Genomic DNA, 18004 nt, shown 5'->3' with positions numbered 1-18004 from the left:
GGGTGCGGCGAACCCGGCGTGTGTAAAGAGTTCGGACGGCGATGAGTTCGGGCGATGACAAGCCCGTGCCGCGATGACGTTCGAAGCATCGATCGGAAAGAAAGCTTTGCCTCACGACAGCCAGGAGTTTACCGCCGGTCAGGGACGCGGCGCGTCGACGCGAGGGTCGGGCGGGGCGCTTGTGCGACCGTGCTTCCTGGCTTGAGCTGTGCTTTTTCGGCCTGAAGTGTACCATGGCACAAATCGTATGAATCGAGAGTCACTACCATGCTGTTTTCCGATTCCCTGCCGCAACTCTGGCTGAGTTATGGCGTACTGTCTCTGATCGTTCTGGTCACCGGTTATCTGGGCGTACGGCTGTTGCCGCTGCTGCCGCGACTGGTGCTGGTAGGCGTCGTCGCCGGTAGCTTGTGGATGGTGGCACCGTTTTCGCTGCCGCTACTCGAGCCGGGCCAAACCTACTCCGGTCTGGCGCCGGCTATCGTGGTAATGGCGGTAGGGGTGGTTCAGCACGACGGCGGGCAGGTTGCCGGCGCCTCTCCTCTGTTGCTGGCGGGCGCGGTTATCGGCGGCGCGCTGGGGCTGTTGGCGTGGCGCCTGCTACGCCGCCGCGATGACGACGATAGCGACGCCGGCTCGGGCGGTCGGCGCAAACCGGTACAGCGCCGGAATGCCGACGCGCGGACCAGGACAGACGCGAAGCGCGCGCCCGGCCGGCGCGATGCGGGACGAGGCAGGTCGGGCGGTCGGCGCGAGCCGGTCGTCAACTGATCGCGAGACGATGAATGAGCGGACGGGGCGATTCTCGTTGCGTTCTGATACGGGTTTCGACAAGGATGCGAGAAATGCGGGCGTTGCTGTTGATCGTGACTCTGATGGCAGGGCTTCTTCCCACCTGGGCGTCGGCGCAGTCCGCGCCGGACGTGCGAATGGTCGTCGACGTATCCGGCAGCATGAAGCACAACGACCCCCACAATCTTCGTGCCGAAGCCCTGGGGCTTGCCGCGACGCTGCTGCCGCCGAGCGCCCGGGGGTCGATCTGGACGTTCGGCACGACGGTCTCCAATCCGCTGCCCAGCGGCGACGTGGCCGATACCTGGCGTCAGCGTGCCAGCGACATGGCGCCGCAATTGACCGACTATCAGCAGTTCACCGATATCGAACGCGCGCTGCGTCAGGTGGCGAATGCCGGCCCGGATAGCGCCAATCGCCATCTGATCCTGTTGACCGATGGCATGGTCGATCTGCCGGCTTCCGGTAGCGACAAGGCCGGCCACGACAACGCGTCGCGCCAGCGAATCATCCGTGAGCTGGCGCCGGAACTGGCATCGCGCGGCGTCGTCGTTCATCCCATCGCGCTCTCCGACAATGTCGACTTGCCGCTGCTCGAACAGGTCGCCCAGACCACCGGTGGGCTGGCAGCCGTCGCCAATACGCCCGAGGAGCTGTTGCGGGCGTTCCTCGATGTGCTCGATCGTATTCTGCCCGGTGATCAGATACCCCTCGACGAGCAGCAGCGCTTCAGCGTCGATGACGATATCGATGAGTTCAACGCCTTGCTGTTTCACGCGCCGGGCGTGGATTCGCCGGTGTTGGTCGGTCCCGACGGTCGACGCTACTCGCGCGATGATCACCCGGGTTCCGTGGAGTGGCAGAGTAGCGACCGCTACGACCTGATCACCGTACCCGACCCGACGCCGGGCCAATGGCAGATCGAGGGCGATATCGGTGCCGATAGCCGTATCGGCATTCAGGCCGACACCGTGCTGCGTGGCGACCAGCTCCCGGCAACGCTCTATCGCGGTTTCTCGACGCCGCTGGAGGTATGGCTTGAAGCCGACGGCGAGACGCTCGACGCCGATGCACGTCCCGAGGGGCTGAGCATTAACGCCGAGCTACGTGATCTCGATGGCGCCTCGCTCGCCGAGACCCCGCTATCGGCGTCCGATGATCATTTCCGTGGAGAGCTGCCGGGCGTCGAGCAGCTCGGCAACGCGCGCCTGACCATTACCGCCCGCAGCGACCAGATGATTCGCCAGCAGGTGCAGCCGGTCAACGTGGTGGCGGCGTTGAGTGCCGTGCTGAGCCCGGATGGCACCCAAATCGTGGTTCGCGCCAATCACCCGGATCTCAACGTCGACAACACCCAGCTCAGTGCGAGTCTGACCGGCCGGTCGCTCGACGTGCGCCAGACCGGGGATCGTGAGTGGACGATTGACGTGCCTCAGACAGATCCCAACGAGTCACTGCCTGTCAAGATCGTCGCGGAGGCGCAGGTCGAGGGTCGCACGCTGCACTTCGATCTGCCGGTGGTGCGGCTCAATCCCGACGCCGCCGTCGGTCTGAGCGGTGCGGATCTCGATCGCGGTATCGTCAGCGAATCTCGCCAGCAGGACGATAGCGTGGGCAGCGGCGACGAGGAGAGTGACGCCTTTCTCGATGGCCTGACCGCCTCGCAGATGGCCGACATCGCGGTCGACAAGACTCGGCAGGGGTGGCGGATCGCCAAACCTTACCTGGAGACCTACGCGCAGCGTCCGGTAACGTGGATCGTCATCGCGATCATCCTGCTGCTGTGGGTGCTGCTACGCTGGCGGGGCGCGGTCAAGCGCCGCCGGCTGGCTCGACGCTCGGAGCCATCGATCTGAGCGTCGGGCTCGAGCACCCATCGCCAGCTCGATCGAAGCTCGGACCTGATGGCAAGATCGATGTGAATCGGGCTCCGCTAGGCAGCGCTGCCGCTCGCCTACCACCTTGGTGGCAGCGCCTTGCCGTCGTGATCCTGTTATAAGGACGATAACCGTCACGAATCAAGGAGATCCTATGAGCGATAGCGTCAGCCCGTGCATCGAAACGGGAGCGCCGCTGGAGGGCATGGAGGCGTTCGAGTCGATCAACGATATCATCGCCGAAGCGTGCCGCCGCTTTGCGGACAAGCCTGCCTTCAGCTGTCTGGGTCATACCTTGCGCTATCGTGACATCGATCGGCTCTCGGGCCACTTTGCCGCCTGGCTGCAACGGGAGACCGACCTGGAGCCCGGCGATCGAATCGCGATACAGCTGCCAAACGTCCTGCAGTTCCCCGTCGCGGTATTCGGCGCCCTGCGGGCGGGGCTCGTGGTAGTCAACACCAACCCGCTCTACACCGAGCGCGAGATGCGCCACCAGTTTCGTGACGCGGGCGTCAAGGCCGTGCTGGTGCTGGCCAACATGGCGCACAAGCTGGAAAAGGTGCTCGATCAGACCGACATTCGCCATGTCTACGTGACCGAAATGGCGGATCTCCATCCGTGGCCCAAGCGATTGGTGGTCAACGGTGTGGTACGCCATGTCAAGAAACTGGTGCCGGCCTATTCGCTGCCCGCCGCGGTGAGCTTTCGAGATGCGCTCTCTGCCGGCAGCCGACATTCGGCCGAGGTCGTGGCCAGCCGCGGCGATGATGTGGCGGCGCTGCAGTACACCGGCGGGACCACCGGCGTCGCCAAGGGCGCGATGCTGACCCATCGCAATCTGATCGCCAACATGCTGCAGACCCAGCAGGTAGTGGGCAAGACGCTGGTCGAGGGAGAGGAAACGATCATTGCGCCGCTGCCGTGCTATCACATCTACACCTTCACGGTGAACTGCCTGTTCGCGATGGTTTCCGGGCATCACAACATTCTGATTCCCAATCCGCGCGATATCGAGGGCTTCGTCAAGACGCTGTCCAAGACGCCGTTCACCGTGTTCGTCGGACTCAACACCCTGTTCAATGCGCTGTGTCAGCGTGATGACTTCAAGGCGCTCGACTTTTCCCGCCTCAAGCTGACGATTTCCGGAGGCATGGCCCTGACGCCCACGGTGGCGCAGCGCTGGGAGCAGGCTACCGGCCTGGGCATCGTCGAAGGCTACGGCTTGACCGAAACCTCGCCGATCGCGTTGGTCAACCCGCCGGAAGCCCCGCAGATCGGCACCATCGGCAAACCGGTGCCCGGCACCGCGATTCAGGTCATTGATGACGAGGGTCGCGCGTTGCCGCGTGGCGAGAAGGGTGAGCTTTGCGTCAAGGGCCCGCAGGTCATGAAGGGCTACTGGAACCGCCCGGAGGATACCGCCAAGACGTTGGACGCCGATGGTTGGCTGCGCACCGGGGATATGGCTCAGATTCTCGACGATGGCTACGTCAAGATCGTCGATCGCAAGAAAGACATGATTCTGGTCTCCGGCTTCAACGTCTACCCCAACGAGATCGAGGAGGTCGTCGCGAGCCATCCCGATGTCGTCGAAGTCGCCGCGGTCGGGGTGCCCGACGAGGAGACCGGCGAGGCGGTCAAGCTGTTCGTGGTCGCCCGCAATGACAGCCTCGATCCTCAAGCGCTTCGTCAGTGGTGCAAGAAGGAGATGACCGGCTACAAGGTGCCCAAGTTCGTGGAACTGCGCGATGAACTGCCCAAGAGCAACGTCGGCAAGGTGCTGCGGCGGGAGTTGCGTGACGCGTCATCGAACGACGCCTCTCCGCGATCCGGGAAGCTTGATGACAGGGCCGGTGAAAACAGCGGTGCAAAGGTCGATAAAAAGCCCGGTGAAACACCCGATGAAAAGCCGGCGAAAACGGGTCATTCCTCTTCGGACGTGAGTTGATCCGCTGACGGCGCTACAATGACGGGTTCGTCACCGCCTTTGGTGACGACCCCGTTTTCGCCGTTGTCTCGCCGACGTAGAGGATCTCTTGAGCGCTATCGCTTCCCCGTCTCTGCAAGCCCTGAATGATCTGCAAACTCGCCTGGACGCCTGCCTGCTTCGCGACGCCCATGAACAGCGCCAGCGGCTCGAGCGCCTGGCTCGGCGTGCCCGTGACGGCAAGCCGATCGATCGATCGCTGAAGGAGATCGAAGCACGCCTTGCAGCCTCCAGTGAGGCCGTCGAGCGGCGTCGGCGCCAGCCGGTGACGCTCGAATATCCAGAATCGCTGCCGGTCGCCGCCAGGCGCGAGACCATTCTCGAAGCGCTGCGCGAGCATCAGGTCGTGGTCGTGGCAGGCGAGACCGGCTCCGGCAAGACCACCCAGCTACCCAAGCTTTGCCTAGAGCTGGGGCTGGGTCGGCGCGGGATGATCGGACACACGCAGCCACGCCGGCTGGCGGCGCGCTCGGTGGCCTCGCGCCTGGCCGAGGAGCTTCGGGTGCCGCTCGGCGAACAGGTCGGCTATCAGGTGCGCTTCACCGACCAGAGTAGCGACGACACGCTGGTCAAGCTGATGACCGACGGCATTCTGCTGGCCGAGACGCAGCACGACCCGGATCTCATGCGCTACGAGGCGATCATCATCGATGAGGCCCACGAGCGCAGCCTCAACATCGATTTCCTGCTCGGCTATCTCAAACGCCTGACGGCACGGCGGCCCGATCTCAAGGTGATCATCACCTCGGCGACCATCGACGTCGACCGGCTGTCGCGTCATTTCGCCATCGAGCGCGACGGCGAGACCCGGCCGGCACCGGTGGTGGAAGTATCCGGCCGCGCCTTTCCGGTGGAGGTGCACTACCGCCCGCTGGTGCGCGAATCGCGGGAAGAAGAGGATCTGACGCTACAGGAAGGGATCCTGGCGGCGGTCGACGAGATCGAACGCATCGAGCGCGAGAAACGCTGGTACAGCGGGCCGCGCGACATTCTGATCTTCCTGCCCGGCGAGCGGGACATCCGCGAGACCGCGGAACTTTTGCGCCGAGCCGAGCTCAAGAGCACCGAAATTCTGCCGCTGTACGCGCGGCTCTCCAACGCCGAGCAGAATCGGGTGTTCCAGTCCCACGCGGGGCGGCGCATCGTGCTGTCCACCAATGTCGCCGAGACGTCGCTGACGGTACCGGGGATACGCTACGTCATCGACCCGGGCCTGGTCCGCATGAGCCGTTACAGTGCGCGCGCCAAGGTCCAGCGGCTGCCGATCGAGCCGGTCAGCCAGGCCAGTGCCAATCAGCGCAAGGGGCGCTGCGGGCGCGTGGCCGAGGGCGTCTGCCTGCGACTCTACAGCGAAGAGGACTTTCTCTCGCGCCCCGAGTTCACCGAACCCGAGATTCAGCGCACCAATCTGGCCTCGGTGATCCTGTCGATGCTGTCGCTCAGGCTCGGCGATGTATTCGATTTTCCGTTCGTCGATGCGCCGGATGCGCGTTTCGTCAAGGATGGCTATCGACTGCTGTTCGAGCTGGGGGCGGTCGATGGTGGCGAACGTATCACCGACCTGGGGCGACAGTTGGCGCGGCTGCCGATCGACCCGCGTCTGGCGCGGATGGTGCTGGCGGGAGAACAGTTCGGCTGTCTGCGCGAAGTACTGATCGTGGTCAGCGCGCTGGCGGCCCAGGATCCTCGCGAGCGGCCAGCGGATAAGCGCCAGGCCGCAGATCAGCGCCACAAGCAGTGGGAGGATCCCAACTCCGATTTCGTTGCCTGGCTCAATCTGTGGCACGGCTTCGATGCCATGCGCGAGACGCTCTCCGGCAGCCAGCTGCGACGCTGGTGTCGCGACCAGTATCTCAACTATCTGCGTCTGCGCGAGTGGCACGATACCTACCGCCAGCTGCGTCAGCTGACCCGCGAGATGAAACTCGAGCTGTCATCCGCCATGCAGCCTCGCGAGGCCGCACCGGCGTCCCCGCCCGAGGGCGATACGACGACGTCGAACGGTGTCGCGGAGACTGCTGGCGCCACTGCGAACAGCGAGCCCGAGGGCCTGCCCAAGGTCGATACCCAGCGCCTGCACCAGGCGCTGCTCGCCGGTCTGCTCTCCAACCTGGGGCAGTTGCAGCCGGAGAGTCGCGAGTTTCTGGGGGCGCGGAATCGACGCTTTCTGATTCATCCGGCATCCGGGCTTTCACGCAAGCCGCCCAAATGGGTCATGGCCGGGGAGATGGTGGAAACCAGCCGCCTTTACGCTCGCGATGCGGCGAGAATCAAGCCGGAGTGGATCGAGCCGCAGGCGGCGCATCTGATCAAGCGTACCTACAGCGAACCACACTGGGAGCGCAAGCGCGCCCAGGTCGTGGCGCTGGAGCAGGTCACGCTGTTCGGACTGCCGATCGTCACCGGTCGCCGGGTCGACTATGCCAAGGTGAATCCACAGGAAGCGCGCGAGATATTCCTGCGCCGCGCGCTGGTGGAAGGGGACTATCAGACCAGGGCCGCGTTTTTCGAGCACAACCGGGCGATGGTCGCCGAGGTCGAGAATCTCGAGGACCGGGCCCGCAAGCGCGACATCCTGATCGACGAGGAAACGCTCTTCGCGTTTTACGACGAGCGGGTGCCGGCGGAGATCGCTGGCGGACGCAGCTTCGAGAACTGGCGCAAGCTCGCCGAGCGCGAGTCGCCGGACATTCTGAAGCTGGACAAGGCCGCGCTGATGGCGCGAGAGGCCGACGACGTCAGCGTCGAGCAGTATCCCGATGAGCTGACGTTCAATGGCGTCCGTTACCCGCTGAGTTACCACTTCGCGCCCGGGGCCAGCGATGACGGCGTCACCCTGACCGTGCCGGCGGTGATGCTCGCCCAATTACCGGAAGGCCGCTTGTCCTGGCTGGTGCCAGGGCTGTTGCGGGAAAAATGCATTGCGCTGCTCAAGGCATTACCCAAGGCCATGCGCCGGCAGGTGGTACCGATTCCGGACTGGGTCGATGCCGCGCTGGCGACCCTGGTACCGGATCAGCGTCCGGTCGAGGAGGCGCTGGGGGAGTTTCTGCGAATCAAGACCGGCACACGCCTCGAAGCATCGTCCTGGCGCCACGATCAGCTCGATCCGCATCTGGTTATGAACCTGCGCGTGGTCGATCACAATGGCAAGGTGCTGGGCGAGGGGCGCGACCTGCGCGCGCTGCAGACGCGTTTCGGCGAGGCTGCTGCGGAAGGGGCCAGGGCGATGGCGGAAACCCCGAAAGAGACCGCTGAACGCCTCGAAGACTTTCCCGAGAAGGCGCTGCCGGCATCACGCACCACCAGCCAGGCCGGCATTCAGGTCGAGGTCTATCCTGCCATGGTGGCAGAAGGGGATGGGCTGCAGATCGCCTGGTTCGATCATGCGCAACGCGCCGAGGCCGCCCATCGCGACGGGATCGTTCAGCTGGCGCGGCGTCGGCTCCCCGATACCCTGCGCTACATCCAGCGTGAGTTGCCCGCGCTCAAGCAGTGCGCGCTGCTGTTCGCCAAGGTTGGGACTCGGGAACAGCTTGCCCGTGACCTGATCGATGCGTGTCTGGCGCAGACGGTGGCCGCCGATCCGTTGCCGCGCTCCCGCGAGGCTTTCGAGATTCGCCTCGAGGCCTGGCGCGGTGAGCTGGTGGCCTACGCCGAAGCGCTGTTGGGCGATATCGACAAGGCGCTCAAGGCGCATCTGGCGGTGACCAAGGCATTGAAAGGCAATGTCACGCTATCGCTCGCCCTCACCTACAGTGACCTCAAGGCGCAGATGCAGCGTCTCGTCTACCCAGGTTTCGTACGTGATGCCGGTGCGTGGTTGTCGCACTATCCGCGCTATCTGGAGGCGGCGGAGCTCCGGCTCGAGAAGGCGCCCCGCGATCTGCGTCGCGATCAGTTGTCGATGCAGCAGGTCCAGGCCTGGGAAGCCCGGGTCGACGCCCGCCGCCAGAGTACGTACCGCGACGGTATCGTGGATGCCGAGCTGGTCGAATTCGGCTGGTGGCTGCAGGAGTGGCGCGTCTCGCTATTCGCGCAGCAGTTGGGCACGCTCGAAACCGTATCGGAAAAACGTCTGGCCCGCCGCTGGCAGGAGATCACCGGGCAGACCGTGTGAGCGACCGGATTCGCTTCAGTGCATCCACCGCAAGTGGGAACACGTAAACCGTAATAGCGGCAGAGGCCGCGGGAGATGAGAGTCAATGACGCAAGCCGTGATTACCGCGACTGGCCTGTTCACGCCGCCGGATTCGATTGGCAACGCCGAGCTGGTCGCCAGCTTCAATGCCTGGGTCGATGCGGAAAATACCCGTCAGGCGGGAGCCATCGCACGCGGCGAGCGCGAACCGTTGGCGCACTCCAGTGAAGCCTTCATCGTCAAGGCGTCGGGTATCGAAAGTCGCTACGTGATGGAAGCCAGCGGCATTCTGGACCCCGAACGCATGCGCCCGCGAATTCCCGAACGGGCCAACGATACGCTGTCGGTGCAGGCCGAAATGGGCATGGAAGCGGCCCGGCAGGCGCTGGACGAGGCCGGAATCCGTGCCGATCAGCTCGACCTGATCATCGTCGCCTGTTCCAACCTGCAGCGTCCTTACCCGGCCGTGGCCGTCGAGCTGCAGGCGGCGCTCGGTGCCGGCGGCTACGCTTTCGACATGAACGTGGCCTGTTCCAGCGCGACGTTTGCCATCGACATGGCGACCAATGCCATTCGCGCCGGCAGCCTCGAGCGGGTGCTGGTGGTCAATCCCGAGATCTGTTCCGCGCATCTCAACTTTCGTGATCGGGACAGCCATTTCATCTTCGGTGACGCTTGCACCGCCATCGTGCTGGAAGCGGATCATCTCGCTCAGGATCGGGAACATTTCACGGTGCTCGGCACGCGTCTGACCACACGGTTCTCCAATGCCATTCGCAATAATTTCGGCTTTCTGAATCGTCTGGCGGATCAAGATGAGGGGGCGCTGGACAAGCTTTTCGTCCAGGAAGGGCGCAAGGTGTTCAAGGAGGTCTGCCCGCTGGTGGCGGCGTTGATTCTCGAACATCTGGAAAGTCAGTCGCTGACGGGAGATTCCGTCAAGAAACTGTGGCTGCATCAGGCCAATCGTCACATGAATGACATGATCGCCCAGCGCGTGCTGGGGCGCGAACCTTCACTGGCTGAGGCGCCGATAATTCTGGACCGCTATGCCAATACCAGTTCCGCCGGATCGATCATCGCGTTCCACCTCCATCGCGACGATCTGCAGGAGGGCGATGTAGGGGTGGTGTGTTCCTTCGGTGCGGGCTACAGTGCGGGCAGTGTGATACTGCGTAAAGGGAATGCGTGTTAATGAAATCGATCCATTGGCTGGGCGGCGTCTGCATGGCAGCGGCGCTGAGCGGCTGCGCCTCGACCGGGGAAGATTCCAATCCTCAAGATCCATGGGAAGGCTTCAACCGGGGCGTCTATCAGTTCAACGATACCCTTGATCGCTATGCGCTGAAGCCGGTCGCGCAGGGCTACGACACCGTCACGCCCGATCCGGTGCAGGACGGCGTGGGTAATTTCTTCTCCAACCTGGGCGAGATTCGCACGGTGTTCAACAGCGTCCTGCAGTGGCAGTGGGGCAATGCTGGCGTCGCATCCGGCCGTTTCCTGGTCAATACCGTGCTGGGCGTGGGCGGCGTGCTCGACCCGGCAACGCGAATGGGCCTGAATGAGAACACGGAAGATTTCGGTCAGACTCTGGGTGTCTGGGGCTTCGATTCAGGCCCCTATCTGGTACTGCCGCTGCTGGGGCCCAGCACGGTTCGCGATACCAGCGGTTTGCCGGTCGACGCCTACACGTACCCGGTCACTTATGTCGAGGACGACAAGTGGCGCTACGGTCTCACGTTCCTGCGCTTCGTGGATCTGCGAGCCGGCCTGCTCGACCAGGAGAAGCTGATCCAGGGAGATCGCTACAGCTTCATTCGCGATGCCTATCTGCAGCGTCGTCAGTTCGAGGTCACCAACGGAGCCGCGGGTAAAGATCCGTTCGCCAGCGGCGGTTTCGGTGACGATTTCGAATACAGTGAAGACGACTTCGCCGAGTAGCCCGTGTCCAATATGCCGCTGGATGAGTTGCCCGTGATCGGTTTGATCGACCTGCCCGGGCCGGATCGCGAGCGGCTGATCGAGGCGCTGTCGCGTCTCGACGTGGTATTGAACGCCGCGGCGTCGATCGCGGCCTTGCCGGGGCACTGCGATCTGGTCGTAGCGCATGTGCGCGCCGTGTCCCACGACGGTTGGCAGCAGCTGGCGATGGGGCAACCCACCATTGTCATCAGCGAAAGTCAGCGCGACGGCGATCTGCACAAGGCGATCGATGCCGGTTTGATCGATTATCTGGTCGAGCCCTTGAAACATGCGGATATTCTGCGACGGCTGGTGGAACGGGCGCTGGAGCAGGATCGTCTATCGCGAGAACATAGCCAGAGTCGGAAAGAGCTCGAGGCTCTGAACGACCGGCTCGAGAAACATCTCGAGATGCTTCGCGAGGATCAGCGCGCGGGCGGGCACGTGCAGCGCAAGCTGCTGCCGCCGTCCGGCATCCGCCATCTCGGCGTCCGCTGCGATTACTGGTTTGCCCCCTCGCTCTATTTGTCGGGTGATTTTCTGGATTTTCAACGCTGCGACGAGCGTTACAGCTTCTTCTATTTCGCGGACGTCGCCGGGCACGGAGCTTCGTCGGCATTCGTCACCGTGCTGTTGAAATATCTGTGCAATCGCTGGCTGGCCCAGTGGCGCACGTTGCTGCCGGAAGCCTTCCCGTCACGGTGGCTGGGCGAGCTGAATCGAGAGCTGCTGGAAACCGGCATCGGCAAGCACGCCACGGTCTTTGCCGGCGTGCTGGACCATGAGCGCCGTTTTCTGCACTATGCGCTCGGCGCACAGTTGCCGATGCCGATTCTTCAGGCCGAGGGACGGAGTGCCTATCTGGGGGGGAAAGGCCCGCCGGTGGGCTTGTTTCCGGATGTCGAATACCCCATCTATGGCTGTCCACTGCCCGAGTCCTTTCGGCTCTGGTTCTGCTCCGACGGCGTACTGGAATGTCTGCCGGAGAATTCATTAAGCGCGCGGCTCAAGGAACTCGAGCACCGCACGACACATTGTACCGGCGTCGATGACCTGAGGGACGGGTTGGCGCTGGGAGATCAACTGCCGGATGATCTCAGTATGATGACACTGAGCGGTTTCGACCATGAATGAAGGGCGGATCAAGGCGGCATTCGAGTCGGGCGTATTCGTGCTCAAGCTGTGCGGTGACGTGCGGCTGACACTGTGCGCCACGCTGGATGCGGAGGCGCAACGTCTGGCCGAGCTGCCCGGCTTGCGGGCAGTGATGGTGGATTTGCGCCAGGCGACCAACGTCGACTCGACCGCGTTAGGGTTTCTGGCCAAGGTGGCGATGGCGGTGCAGGGGCGGCTCGACGATCCGCCGACGATCATCGCCGAACATCCCGATGTGCGCCGCATGCTGGATGTGATGGGGTTTGCCCGCTATTTCACTCTGCTCGAGGCGCCGCTGACCGAGCCCTCGGAGCTGGATGTGTTGCCGCACGTCGAAGCCGATGAGAGCGCCATACAGCGGCGGATTCTCGAAGCCCACCGGATCCTCATGCACATGAGCGAGCACAATCGACATGAATTTCAGCCGTTCGTCGAGCTGCTCGAATCACAGCGGACCAAGGCTTCTTCGCACAGCTAAGGGCGTTAGGCGCTCATGCCTGGGCGGTGTCATTACTGCCACGTTGCCAGCGATCCCTTGATCCCCGCCACGCCTTGCCGCCCCGGTGAGGCGTTTTTTGCGCTAGTTGCATGGCTTTCGTTGGTTTACCGGCGCGTTCTCGATGATGTCCGGTTCGTTCTGAAGGAGATAGTGTGACGACCTTGACCGCCCGCCGTCTGGCTCTGCTGGTTGCTGCCAACACGGCACTGGCGCCATTGGCGATCGATGCCTACCTGCCGGCGATGCCATCGCTGGCAGCTTCGATCGGTGCCAGCGTGCATCACACGGAACTATCGCTCAGCGTGTTTCTGCTCGGGTTCGCGTTCGGACAGCTGGTCTGTGGGCCACTGTCCGATCGTTACGGACGCAAGCCGGTGCTGATGACCGGCCTGGTGGTGTTTCTGATCGCAAGCTTAGCGCTGACGCAGGTAGGCTCTTTGGCCTCGCTATGGAGCTGGCGCTTCGTTCAGGCCCTGGGGGGCGGCGCTTGCGTGGTCAATTCTGCGGCGATCGTGCGTGACCGCTTCAGTGGGCGCGAGGCTGCCAAGGTCATGTCCACCATGATGATGATTCTGATGATGGCGCCGCTGATCGCGCCAGCCATCGGCAGCGCGCTGCTGCATCTGGCGAATTGGTGGCTGATCTTTCTGTTTCTGGCGGTCTACGCCGCGTTCGTACTTTGGCTGCTCGGTCGGCATCTTCCCGAAACTCATGGCCGCGACCCGCAGGCGCCGTCGGTACGCCAGATTCTGGGTAATTACAGGAGCGTACTGCGTCATCGCGAGGCGATGGGGTATATCGGTGCGGTATCGATGTCGTTCGCCGGCATGTTCGCCTTCATTACCGGCTCGCCGTATCTCTATATGGAGCATTACGGTCTCTCGACCACGCTGTATCCGTTCGTCTTCGGCGCCAATATTCTGATCATGGCCTCCTCCAGCCGGCTCAACATCCGCTTGCTGAAGGTCCGCACCCCCCAGCAGAACCTGCTGTTGGGCTTGGGCGTTCAGCTCACCGCCGGTCTCCTGCTGGTCACCATGGTCGCAACCGGGCTGGATTCCATCTATACGGTGGCGCCACTGATGGTGGTCTTCGTCGGCATGCAGGGGCTGATCAGCCCCAATGCCATGTCCTCGATGCTCGATCATTTCCCTCACATGAGCGCCACCGCCACCGCTCTGCAGGGATGTCTCCAGTTCACCTGCGGCGCCGTTTCCGGCGCGTTGGTCGGGGCATTCGAGCTGGCCAGCGCCTGGCCAACGGTGCTAACGATGCTGGGAGCCACGTTGCTGGCCAATGTCGGGGTCAGAGTTCTGGCGGGTCGGGCACTCAAACAGCGAGTGGGACAGGACGAAAGCACTGCCTGAGCCGTTACCTGAACCCGCATCATCGTTACCCGGCCTGACGATTGTCATCCTGCTGTCATCAAATCTTGTCATCGTGGCTGCGCGAAGGTTGCAGTACTCAAGCCTCAAGCCATATTGATGCTCATTGGCGAGCCTGAAGCTTCAGGCGATCGCGATGGCTTTTTCGCTAGAGACGAGCACGATCTCGAGACCTTCGCTAACGTAGTTGCATGGGTGTCATAAAACTGTCACGACACTGAAGTACGGTGTGCGCTGAGAGTGTTGGCAACCTTCGCAACGTCGTTATCGCTCACGCATTCAAGGTGGAAACAGGATATCGCTATGCTTAAACATGTCTTCGCAGCGCTCATCTCCGGCTCCATGGTTCTCGGCGCCGCCGGTGTCCAGGCCCAGGACTCCATTACCGGTGCCGGTGCAACTTTCCCGTATCCGGTCTATTCGCAGTGGGCAGACGCCTACCAGGACGAGTCCGGCATCGGTCTCAACTACCAGGCGATCGGTTCCGGCGGTGGCATCCAGCAGATCGTTGCCAAGACCGTCACCTTCGGCGCCAGTGACGCGCCGATGACCAAGGAAGAGCTCGACAAGAATGGCCTGATGCAGTGGCCGATGGTCATGGGTGGCGTGGTCGCCGCGTTCCATGTCGAAGGCATCGAGGGCGACTCGCTCAATCTGGATGGCCCGACACTGGCCGATATCTATCAGGGCAAGATCACCAACTGGGACGACGAGGCCATCGCCAAGTTGAACCCGGATATGGATCTGCCGGATACCCAGATCACGCCGGTCTACCGTGCTGACGGCTCTGGCACCAACTTCCTGTTTACCCATTATCTGGCGCAGGTCAGCGAAGATTTCGCCAACACCGTGGGTGAAGGTAAATCCGTTGCCTGGCCTGCCGGTGTAGGCGCCAAGGCGAACGCCGGTGTGGCTAGCCAGGTTTCCAACACCAACGGCGCAATTGGCTATGTCGAGTATGCCTACGCGGAACAGAATGATCTGAGCCTGGTGCACCTGAAGAACCAGGCCGGCAAGGTCGTCGCGCCGGATATGGATTCGTTCATGGCCGCTGCCGCCAATGCCGACTGGAAAAAGGCGCCGGGCATGTACCTGGTGCTGACCAATCAGCCGGGCGACAAGAGCTGGCCGATCACCGGTGCCTCGTTCATCCTGATGCACAAGGAAGTCCAGGACGCCGACGCTGCTCGTCAGGCACTCGAGTTCTTCGACTGGGCCTACAGCAATGGCGGCGACATGGCCAAGAAGCTGGACTACGTGCCGATGCCGGAGAATGTTGCCGACATGGTTCGTGACAGCTGGAGCGAGATCAAGGATTCGGATGGCAACGCTGTCTGGACCAAGTAATCTCTGAATGACATGCCGCGACGGCGGGCGGGCAACCGCCCCCGTCGCGGCGCTGTATCGAATGCCGCCGGTTGGCGGCATGATGGCTAGTCGATGAGGAATGAAGATGTCCACCTCCAACGCGATTCAAGCCAGCGGCCTGGGCCATCTCAGCGATGCCACCCAGAAGCGGCTTCAGCGCAAGGCCCGCATCGATGTGTGGTTCGAGCGCATGTTGTTCGCCTTCGCTTTTGCGGTGCTGCTGTTGCTCGGGGCAATTATCGCGTCACTGATGGTGTCCAGCTGGCCGGCGATCCAACGTTATGGCCTGGACTTCTTTACGGAAAATCGCTGGGCGGCCAACGTCGAAGTCTTCGGCGCGCTGCCGGCAATCTACGGTACGCTGCTGACGTCGTTCATCGCGATCGTCATAGCGGTACCCATCTCTTTTGGCATTGCCATCTTTCTGACCGAGCAATGCCCCGGATTTCTGCGCCAGCCGCTGAGTACCTTGATCGAGCTGCTGGCGGGTATACCTTCGATCATCTATGGCATGTGGGGCATGGAGGTGCTGGCGCCACTGCTGCGCACCTGGTTCCCCACGGTCTTTCCTGCCGGCACCGGTCTGACGACGGCGGGTATCATTCTGGCGGTGATGATCATTCCGTTCATTACCGCCGTGAGCCGGGACGTGATCAATACCGTGCCCGCGGTTATGCGTGAGTCCGCCTATGGTCTGGGCTGCACTACCTGGGAAGTCACCCGCAGCGTTATCCTGCCGTCAGTGAAGACTGGCCTGGTAGGTGGGGTCGTGCTGGGACTCGGGCGTGCGCTGGGCGAAACCATGGCCGTGACGTTCGTCATCGGTAATAACCTGTTCCTCAACACCACCTTGACCGGGCAGGGCACCTCGATCGCGGCCCTGATCGCCAATCAGTTTTCCGAATCTGACGGTTCTCAGCGCTCGGCGCTGCTGGCATTGGGTCTGATTCTGTTCCTGATCACCTTCGCGGTACTGGCTTTCGCGCGCTATCTGCTGCGCAACAGCACCGGTCGACATGCCTGAGCGGCAGGAGAGAACCATGAATATCAGTCAAACGCCGCTTTATCGCCGCCGCAAACGGCTCAGTCAGTTAGTGATGGTGCTGTGTCAGGTGGCGACCCTGATCGGGTTCGCCTTTCTGTTCGCGATTCTGTTTACGCTGGTGACCAAAGGGTTGGGGGCGATCTCGCCTGCGACCTTCGTCGAGCGCACGCGGATGACCGGTGGCGGCCTGGGCAACGCGATCTGGGGGACATTCATCATGACCTGCGCGGCGACGGTGATCGGGACGGTCATCGGCGTGGCGGCGGGTACCTGGCTGGCGGAGTACAGTGGCAAGGGGATGATGGCCAAGGTGATCCGCTTCATCAACGACATTCTGCTGTCGGCGCCGTCGATCATCATCGGCCTTTTCATCTATGCCATGGTGGTGGTACCGATGGGCAATTTCTCCGGTTGGGCCGGCGTACTGGCACTGACGGTGATCATCGTGCCGGTGGTGATCCGTTCCACCGAGGACATGCTGCGCCTGATTCCCAATTCGTTGCGTGAAGCCGCGGCGGCGCTCGGCGCCCACCGCTACTGGATCATCGTACGAGTGTGTTACAGCGGGGCGCGTGCGGGCATCCTGACCGGGATTCTGCTGGGTTTCGCGCGGATCAGTGGCGAGACGGCACCGCTGTTGTTCACCTCGCTGAACTCCAACCAGTGGAACTTCTTCGACCTGGGTAGCGAGATGGCCAACCTGCCGATGACCATCTACCAGAACATGACGATCAACGCCTTCATTCCCGACCTGGTGGCGCTGGCTTGGGGCGGGGCGTTGATCCTGACCGCTGCCATTCTGATTCTGAACATTGCGGCGCGCTATTTCTCGCGCCAGCGTTCCTGATTTCCAGCTGCGAGACTGCCATGACAGCCGAACTTCAACTCAAGCAGAAACGCGACGCCGACGGTCCCGGTGAGGTGCCAGCGCCGCAGATCGCCACCAAATTGCGCGTCGACGATCTGAATCTCTACTATGGCAAATTCCAGGCGATCAAGAACGTCTCCATGGAAATTCCCGAGCGTCAGGTGACGGCGTTCATCGGGCCATCGGGTTGCGGCAAGTCGACGTTGATCCGCTGCTTCAATCGGATTCATGACCTCTACGAGGGGATCCGCACCGAAGGACAGATATTGCTCGACGATTACGACATCTATCAGTCGGGCGTCGATCTCAATCTGCTACGTTCGCGCGTCGGCATGGTTTTTCAGAAGCCGACGCCGTTCCCGATGTCGGTCTTCGATAACGTCGCCTTCGGGATTCGTCTGTACGAAAAGCTGTCGGCCCGAGAGCTGGAAGAGCGGGTCGAGTGGGCGCTAAAAAAGGCGGCACTCTGGAACGAGGTCAAGGACAAGCTCAAGCAGAGCGGGCAGGCGCTGTCCGGCGGTCAGCAGCAACGCCTGTGTATCGCGCGTACCATTGCGGTGAAACCGGAGGTGATCCTGCTCGACGAGCCGACTTCGGCGCTGGATCCGATCTCGACCGGCTATATCGAAGATCTGATCAACGAGCTCAAGCAGGATTACACGATCGTCATCGTGACCCACAACATGCAGCAGGCGGCGCGTATTTCGGATATCACCGCCTTCATGTATCTGGGCAGCCTGATCGAGTGTGACAACACGACCAAGATATTTACCCAGCCGAGCGAATCGCGGACCGAGGATTACATTACCGGTCGATACGGCTAAAGGTGTCGCCGGGCCGGAAGGGGGAGGCGGGGATATACGAGCCGCTGGCCTGACCACGCGAAACCCGATCGATTCGTCGCAACCGGATGCCTCCGAGC

The 18004-nt window shown here is 62.5% G+C and carries 13 protein-coding genes; all 13 read left to right on the top strand.

Annotation, left to right across the window (positions count from 1 at the left end):
- Positions 1-267 precede the first annotated feature (267 nt).
- The 13 genes from DOM58_RS16110 to pstB all read left to right on the top strand — a co-directional run bounded on the left by DOM58_RS16110 (position 268) and on the right by pstB (position 17906).
- Positions 268-771 carry a hypothetical protein gene (locus DOM58_RS16110; RefSeq protein ID WP_110693728.1) on the top strand — a complete coding sequence of 168 codons (504 nt, stop codon included), beginning with the start codon at positions 268-270 and terminating at the stop codon, positions 769-771.
- Positions 772-845: 74 nt separating this feature from the next.
- Entirely contained in the window at positions 846-2648 is a 1803-nt protein-coding gene (locus tag DOM58_RS16105; protein ID WP_157957569.1) for a VWA domain-containing protein, read from the top strand.
- A 175-nt stretch (positions 2649-2823) separates the two neighbouring features.
- Complete coding sequence (locus DOM58_RS16100) at positions 2824-4620, top strand: AMP-binding protein (RefSeq protein ID WP_110693726.1); 1797 nt, start codon at positions 2824-2826, stop codon at positions 4618-4620.
- 97 nt (positions 4621-4717) lie between these two features.
- A complete protein-coding gene (gene hrpA / locus DOM58_RS16095; RefSeq protein WP_245392312.1) occupies positions 4718-8779 on the top strand; it encodes an ATP-dependent RNA helicase HrpA in 4062 nt (1353 codons plus the stop codon).
- 85 nt (positions 8780-8864) lie between these two features.
- Entirely contained in the window at positions 8865-9995 is a 1131-nt protein-coding gene (locus tag DOM58_RS16090) for a beta-ketoacyl-ACP synthase III (protein ID WP_110693724.1), read from the top strand.
- Complete coding sequence (locus DOM58_RS16085; protein WP_110693723.1) at positions 9995-10741, top strand: MlaA family lipoprotein; 747 nt, start codon at positions 9995-9997, stop codon at positions 10739-10741. The genes DOM58_RS16090 and DOM58_RS16085 overlap by 1 nt, the downstream gene beginning before the upstream one ends.
- Before the next feature lie 12 nt (positions 10742-10753).
- On the top strand, positions 10754-11896 hold the full coding sequence (locus DOM58_RS16080) for a PP2C family protein-serine/threonine phosphatase (RefSeq protein ID WP_110693722.1): 1143 nt from the start codon (positions 10754-10756) through the stop codon (positions 11894-11896).
- Positions 11889-12395 (top strand): STAS domain-containing protein, encoded by a 507-nt coding sequence (locus DOM58_RS16075; protein ID WP_110693721.1) that lies wholly within the window; start codon positions 11889-11891, stop codon positions 12393-12395. Before DOM58_RS16080 ends, DOM58_RS16075 begins: the two co-directional genes overlap by 8 nt.
- 173 nt (positions 12396-12568) lie before the next feature.
- A complete protein-coding gene (locus DOM58_RS16070) occupies positions 12569-13783 on the top strand; it encodes a Bcr/CflA family multidrug efflux MFS transporter (protein WP_110693720.1) in 1215 nt (404 codons plus the stop codon).
- Between the two features lie 321 nt (positions 13784-14104).
- The gene (gene pstS / locus DOM58_RS16065) at positions 14105-15148 is read left to right on the top strand and encodes a phosphate ABC transporter substrate-binding protein PstS (RefSeq protein WP_110693719.1); all 1044 of its coding nucleotides are present in this window, start codon (positions 14105-14107) and stop codon (positions 15146-15148) included.
- Between the two features lie 106 nt (positions 15149-15254).
- Positions 15255-16193: a phosphate ABC transporter permease subunit PstC gene (pstC, locus tag DOM58_RS16060; protein WP_083627727.1), complete on the top strand. Its 939-nt coding sequence runs from the start codon at positions 15255-15257 to the stop codon at positions 16191-16193.
- Between the two features lie 16 nt (positions 16194-16209).
- Positions 16210-17061, top strand: coding sequence for a phosphate ABC transporter permease PstA (pstA, locus tag DOM58_RS16055; RefSeq protein WP_110693717.1), 852 nt, complete (start codon positions 16210-16212; stop codon positions 17059-17061).
- Between the two features lie 20 nt (positions 17062-17081).
- Positions 17082-17906, top strand: a complete 825-nt coding sequence (pstB, locus tag DOM58_RS16050; protein WP_083627728.1) for a phosphate ABC transporter ATP-binding protein PstB — start codon at positions 17082-17084, stop codon at positions 17904-17906.
- Positions 17907-18004 lie beyond the last annotated feature (98 nt).

Origin of the sequence: Salinicola halophyticus (genome assembly GCF_003206695.1) — a bacterium.
GTDB classification, from domain to species: Bacteria; Pseudomonadota; Gammaproteobacteria; order Pseudomonadales; family Halomonadaceae; genus Salinicola; species Salinicola halophyticus.
The sequence above is the reverse complement of the archived record's forward strand: the minus strand, read 5'-3'. Positions and strand labels throughout refer to the sequence as shown.

What these genes read in the sequence shown, in the direction of transcription:
- DOM58_RS16110 (WP_110693728.1), top strand. Translation starts at nt 268, where the DNA reads ATGCTGTTTTCCGATTCCCTGCCGCAACTCTGGCTGAGTTATGGCGTA.
- DOM58_RS16105 (WP_157957569.1), top strand. Translation starts at nt 846, where the DNA reads ATGCGGGCGTTGCTGTTGATCGTGACTCTGATGGCAGGGCTTCTTCCC.
- DOM58_RS16100 (WP_110693726.1), top strand. Translation starts at nt 2,824, where the DNA reads ATGAGCGATAGCGTCAGCCCGTGCATCGAAACGGGAGCGCCGCTGGAG.
- DOM58_RS16090 (WP_110693724.1), top strand. Translation starts at nt 8,865, where the DNA reads ATGACGCAAGCCGTGATTACCGCGACTGGCCTGTTCACGCCGCCGGAT.
- DOM58_RS16085 (WP_110693723.1), top strand. Translation starts at nt 9,995, where the DNA reads ATGAAATCGATCCATTGGCTGGGCGGCGTCTGCATGGCAGCGGCGCTG.
- DOM58_RS16080 (WP_110693722.1), top strand. Translation starts at nt 10,754, where the DNA reads ATGCCGCTGGATGAGTTGCCCGTGATCGGTTTGATCGACCTGCCCGGG.
- DOM58_RS16075 (WP_110693721.1), top strand. Translation starts at nt 11,889, where the DNA reads ATGAATGAAGGGCGGATCAAGGCGGCATTCGAGTCGGGCGTATTCGTG.
- pstS (WP_110693719.1), top strand. Translation starts at nt 14,105, where the DNA reads ATGCTTAAACATGTCTTCGCAGCGCTCATCTCCGGCTCCATGGTTCTC.
- pstC (WP_083627727.1), top strand. Translation starts at nt 15,255, where the DNA reads ATGTCCACCTCCAACGCGATTCAAGCCAGCGGCCTGGGCCATCTCAGC.
- pstA (WP_110693717.1), top strand. Translation starts at nt 16,210, where the DNA reads ATGAATATCAGTCAAACGCCGCTTTATCGCCGCCGCAAACGGCTCAGT.
- pstB (WP_083627728.1), top strand. Translation starts at nt 17,082, where the DNA reads ATGACAGCCGAACTTCAACTCAAGCAGAAACGCGACGCCGACGGTCCC.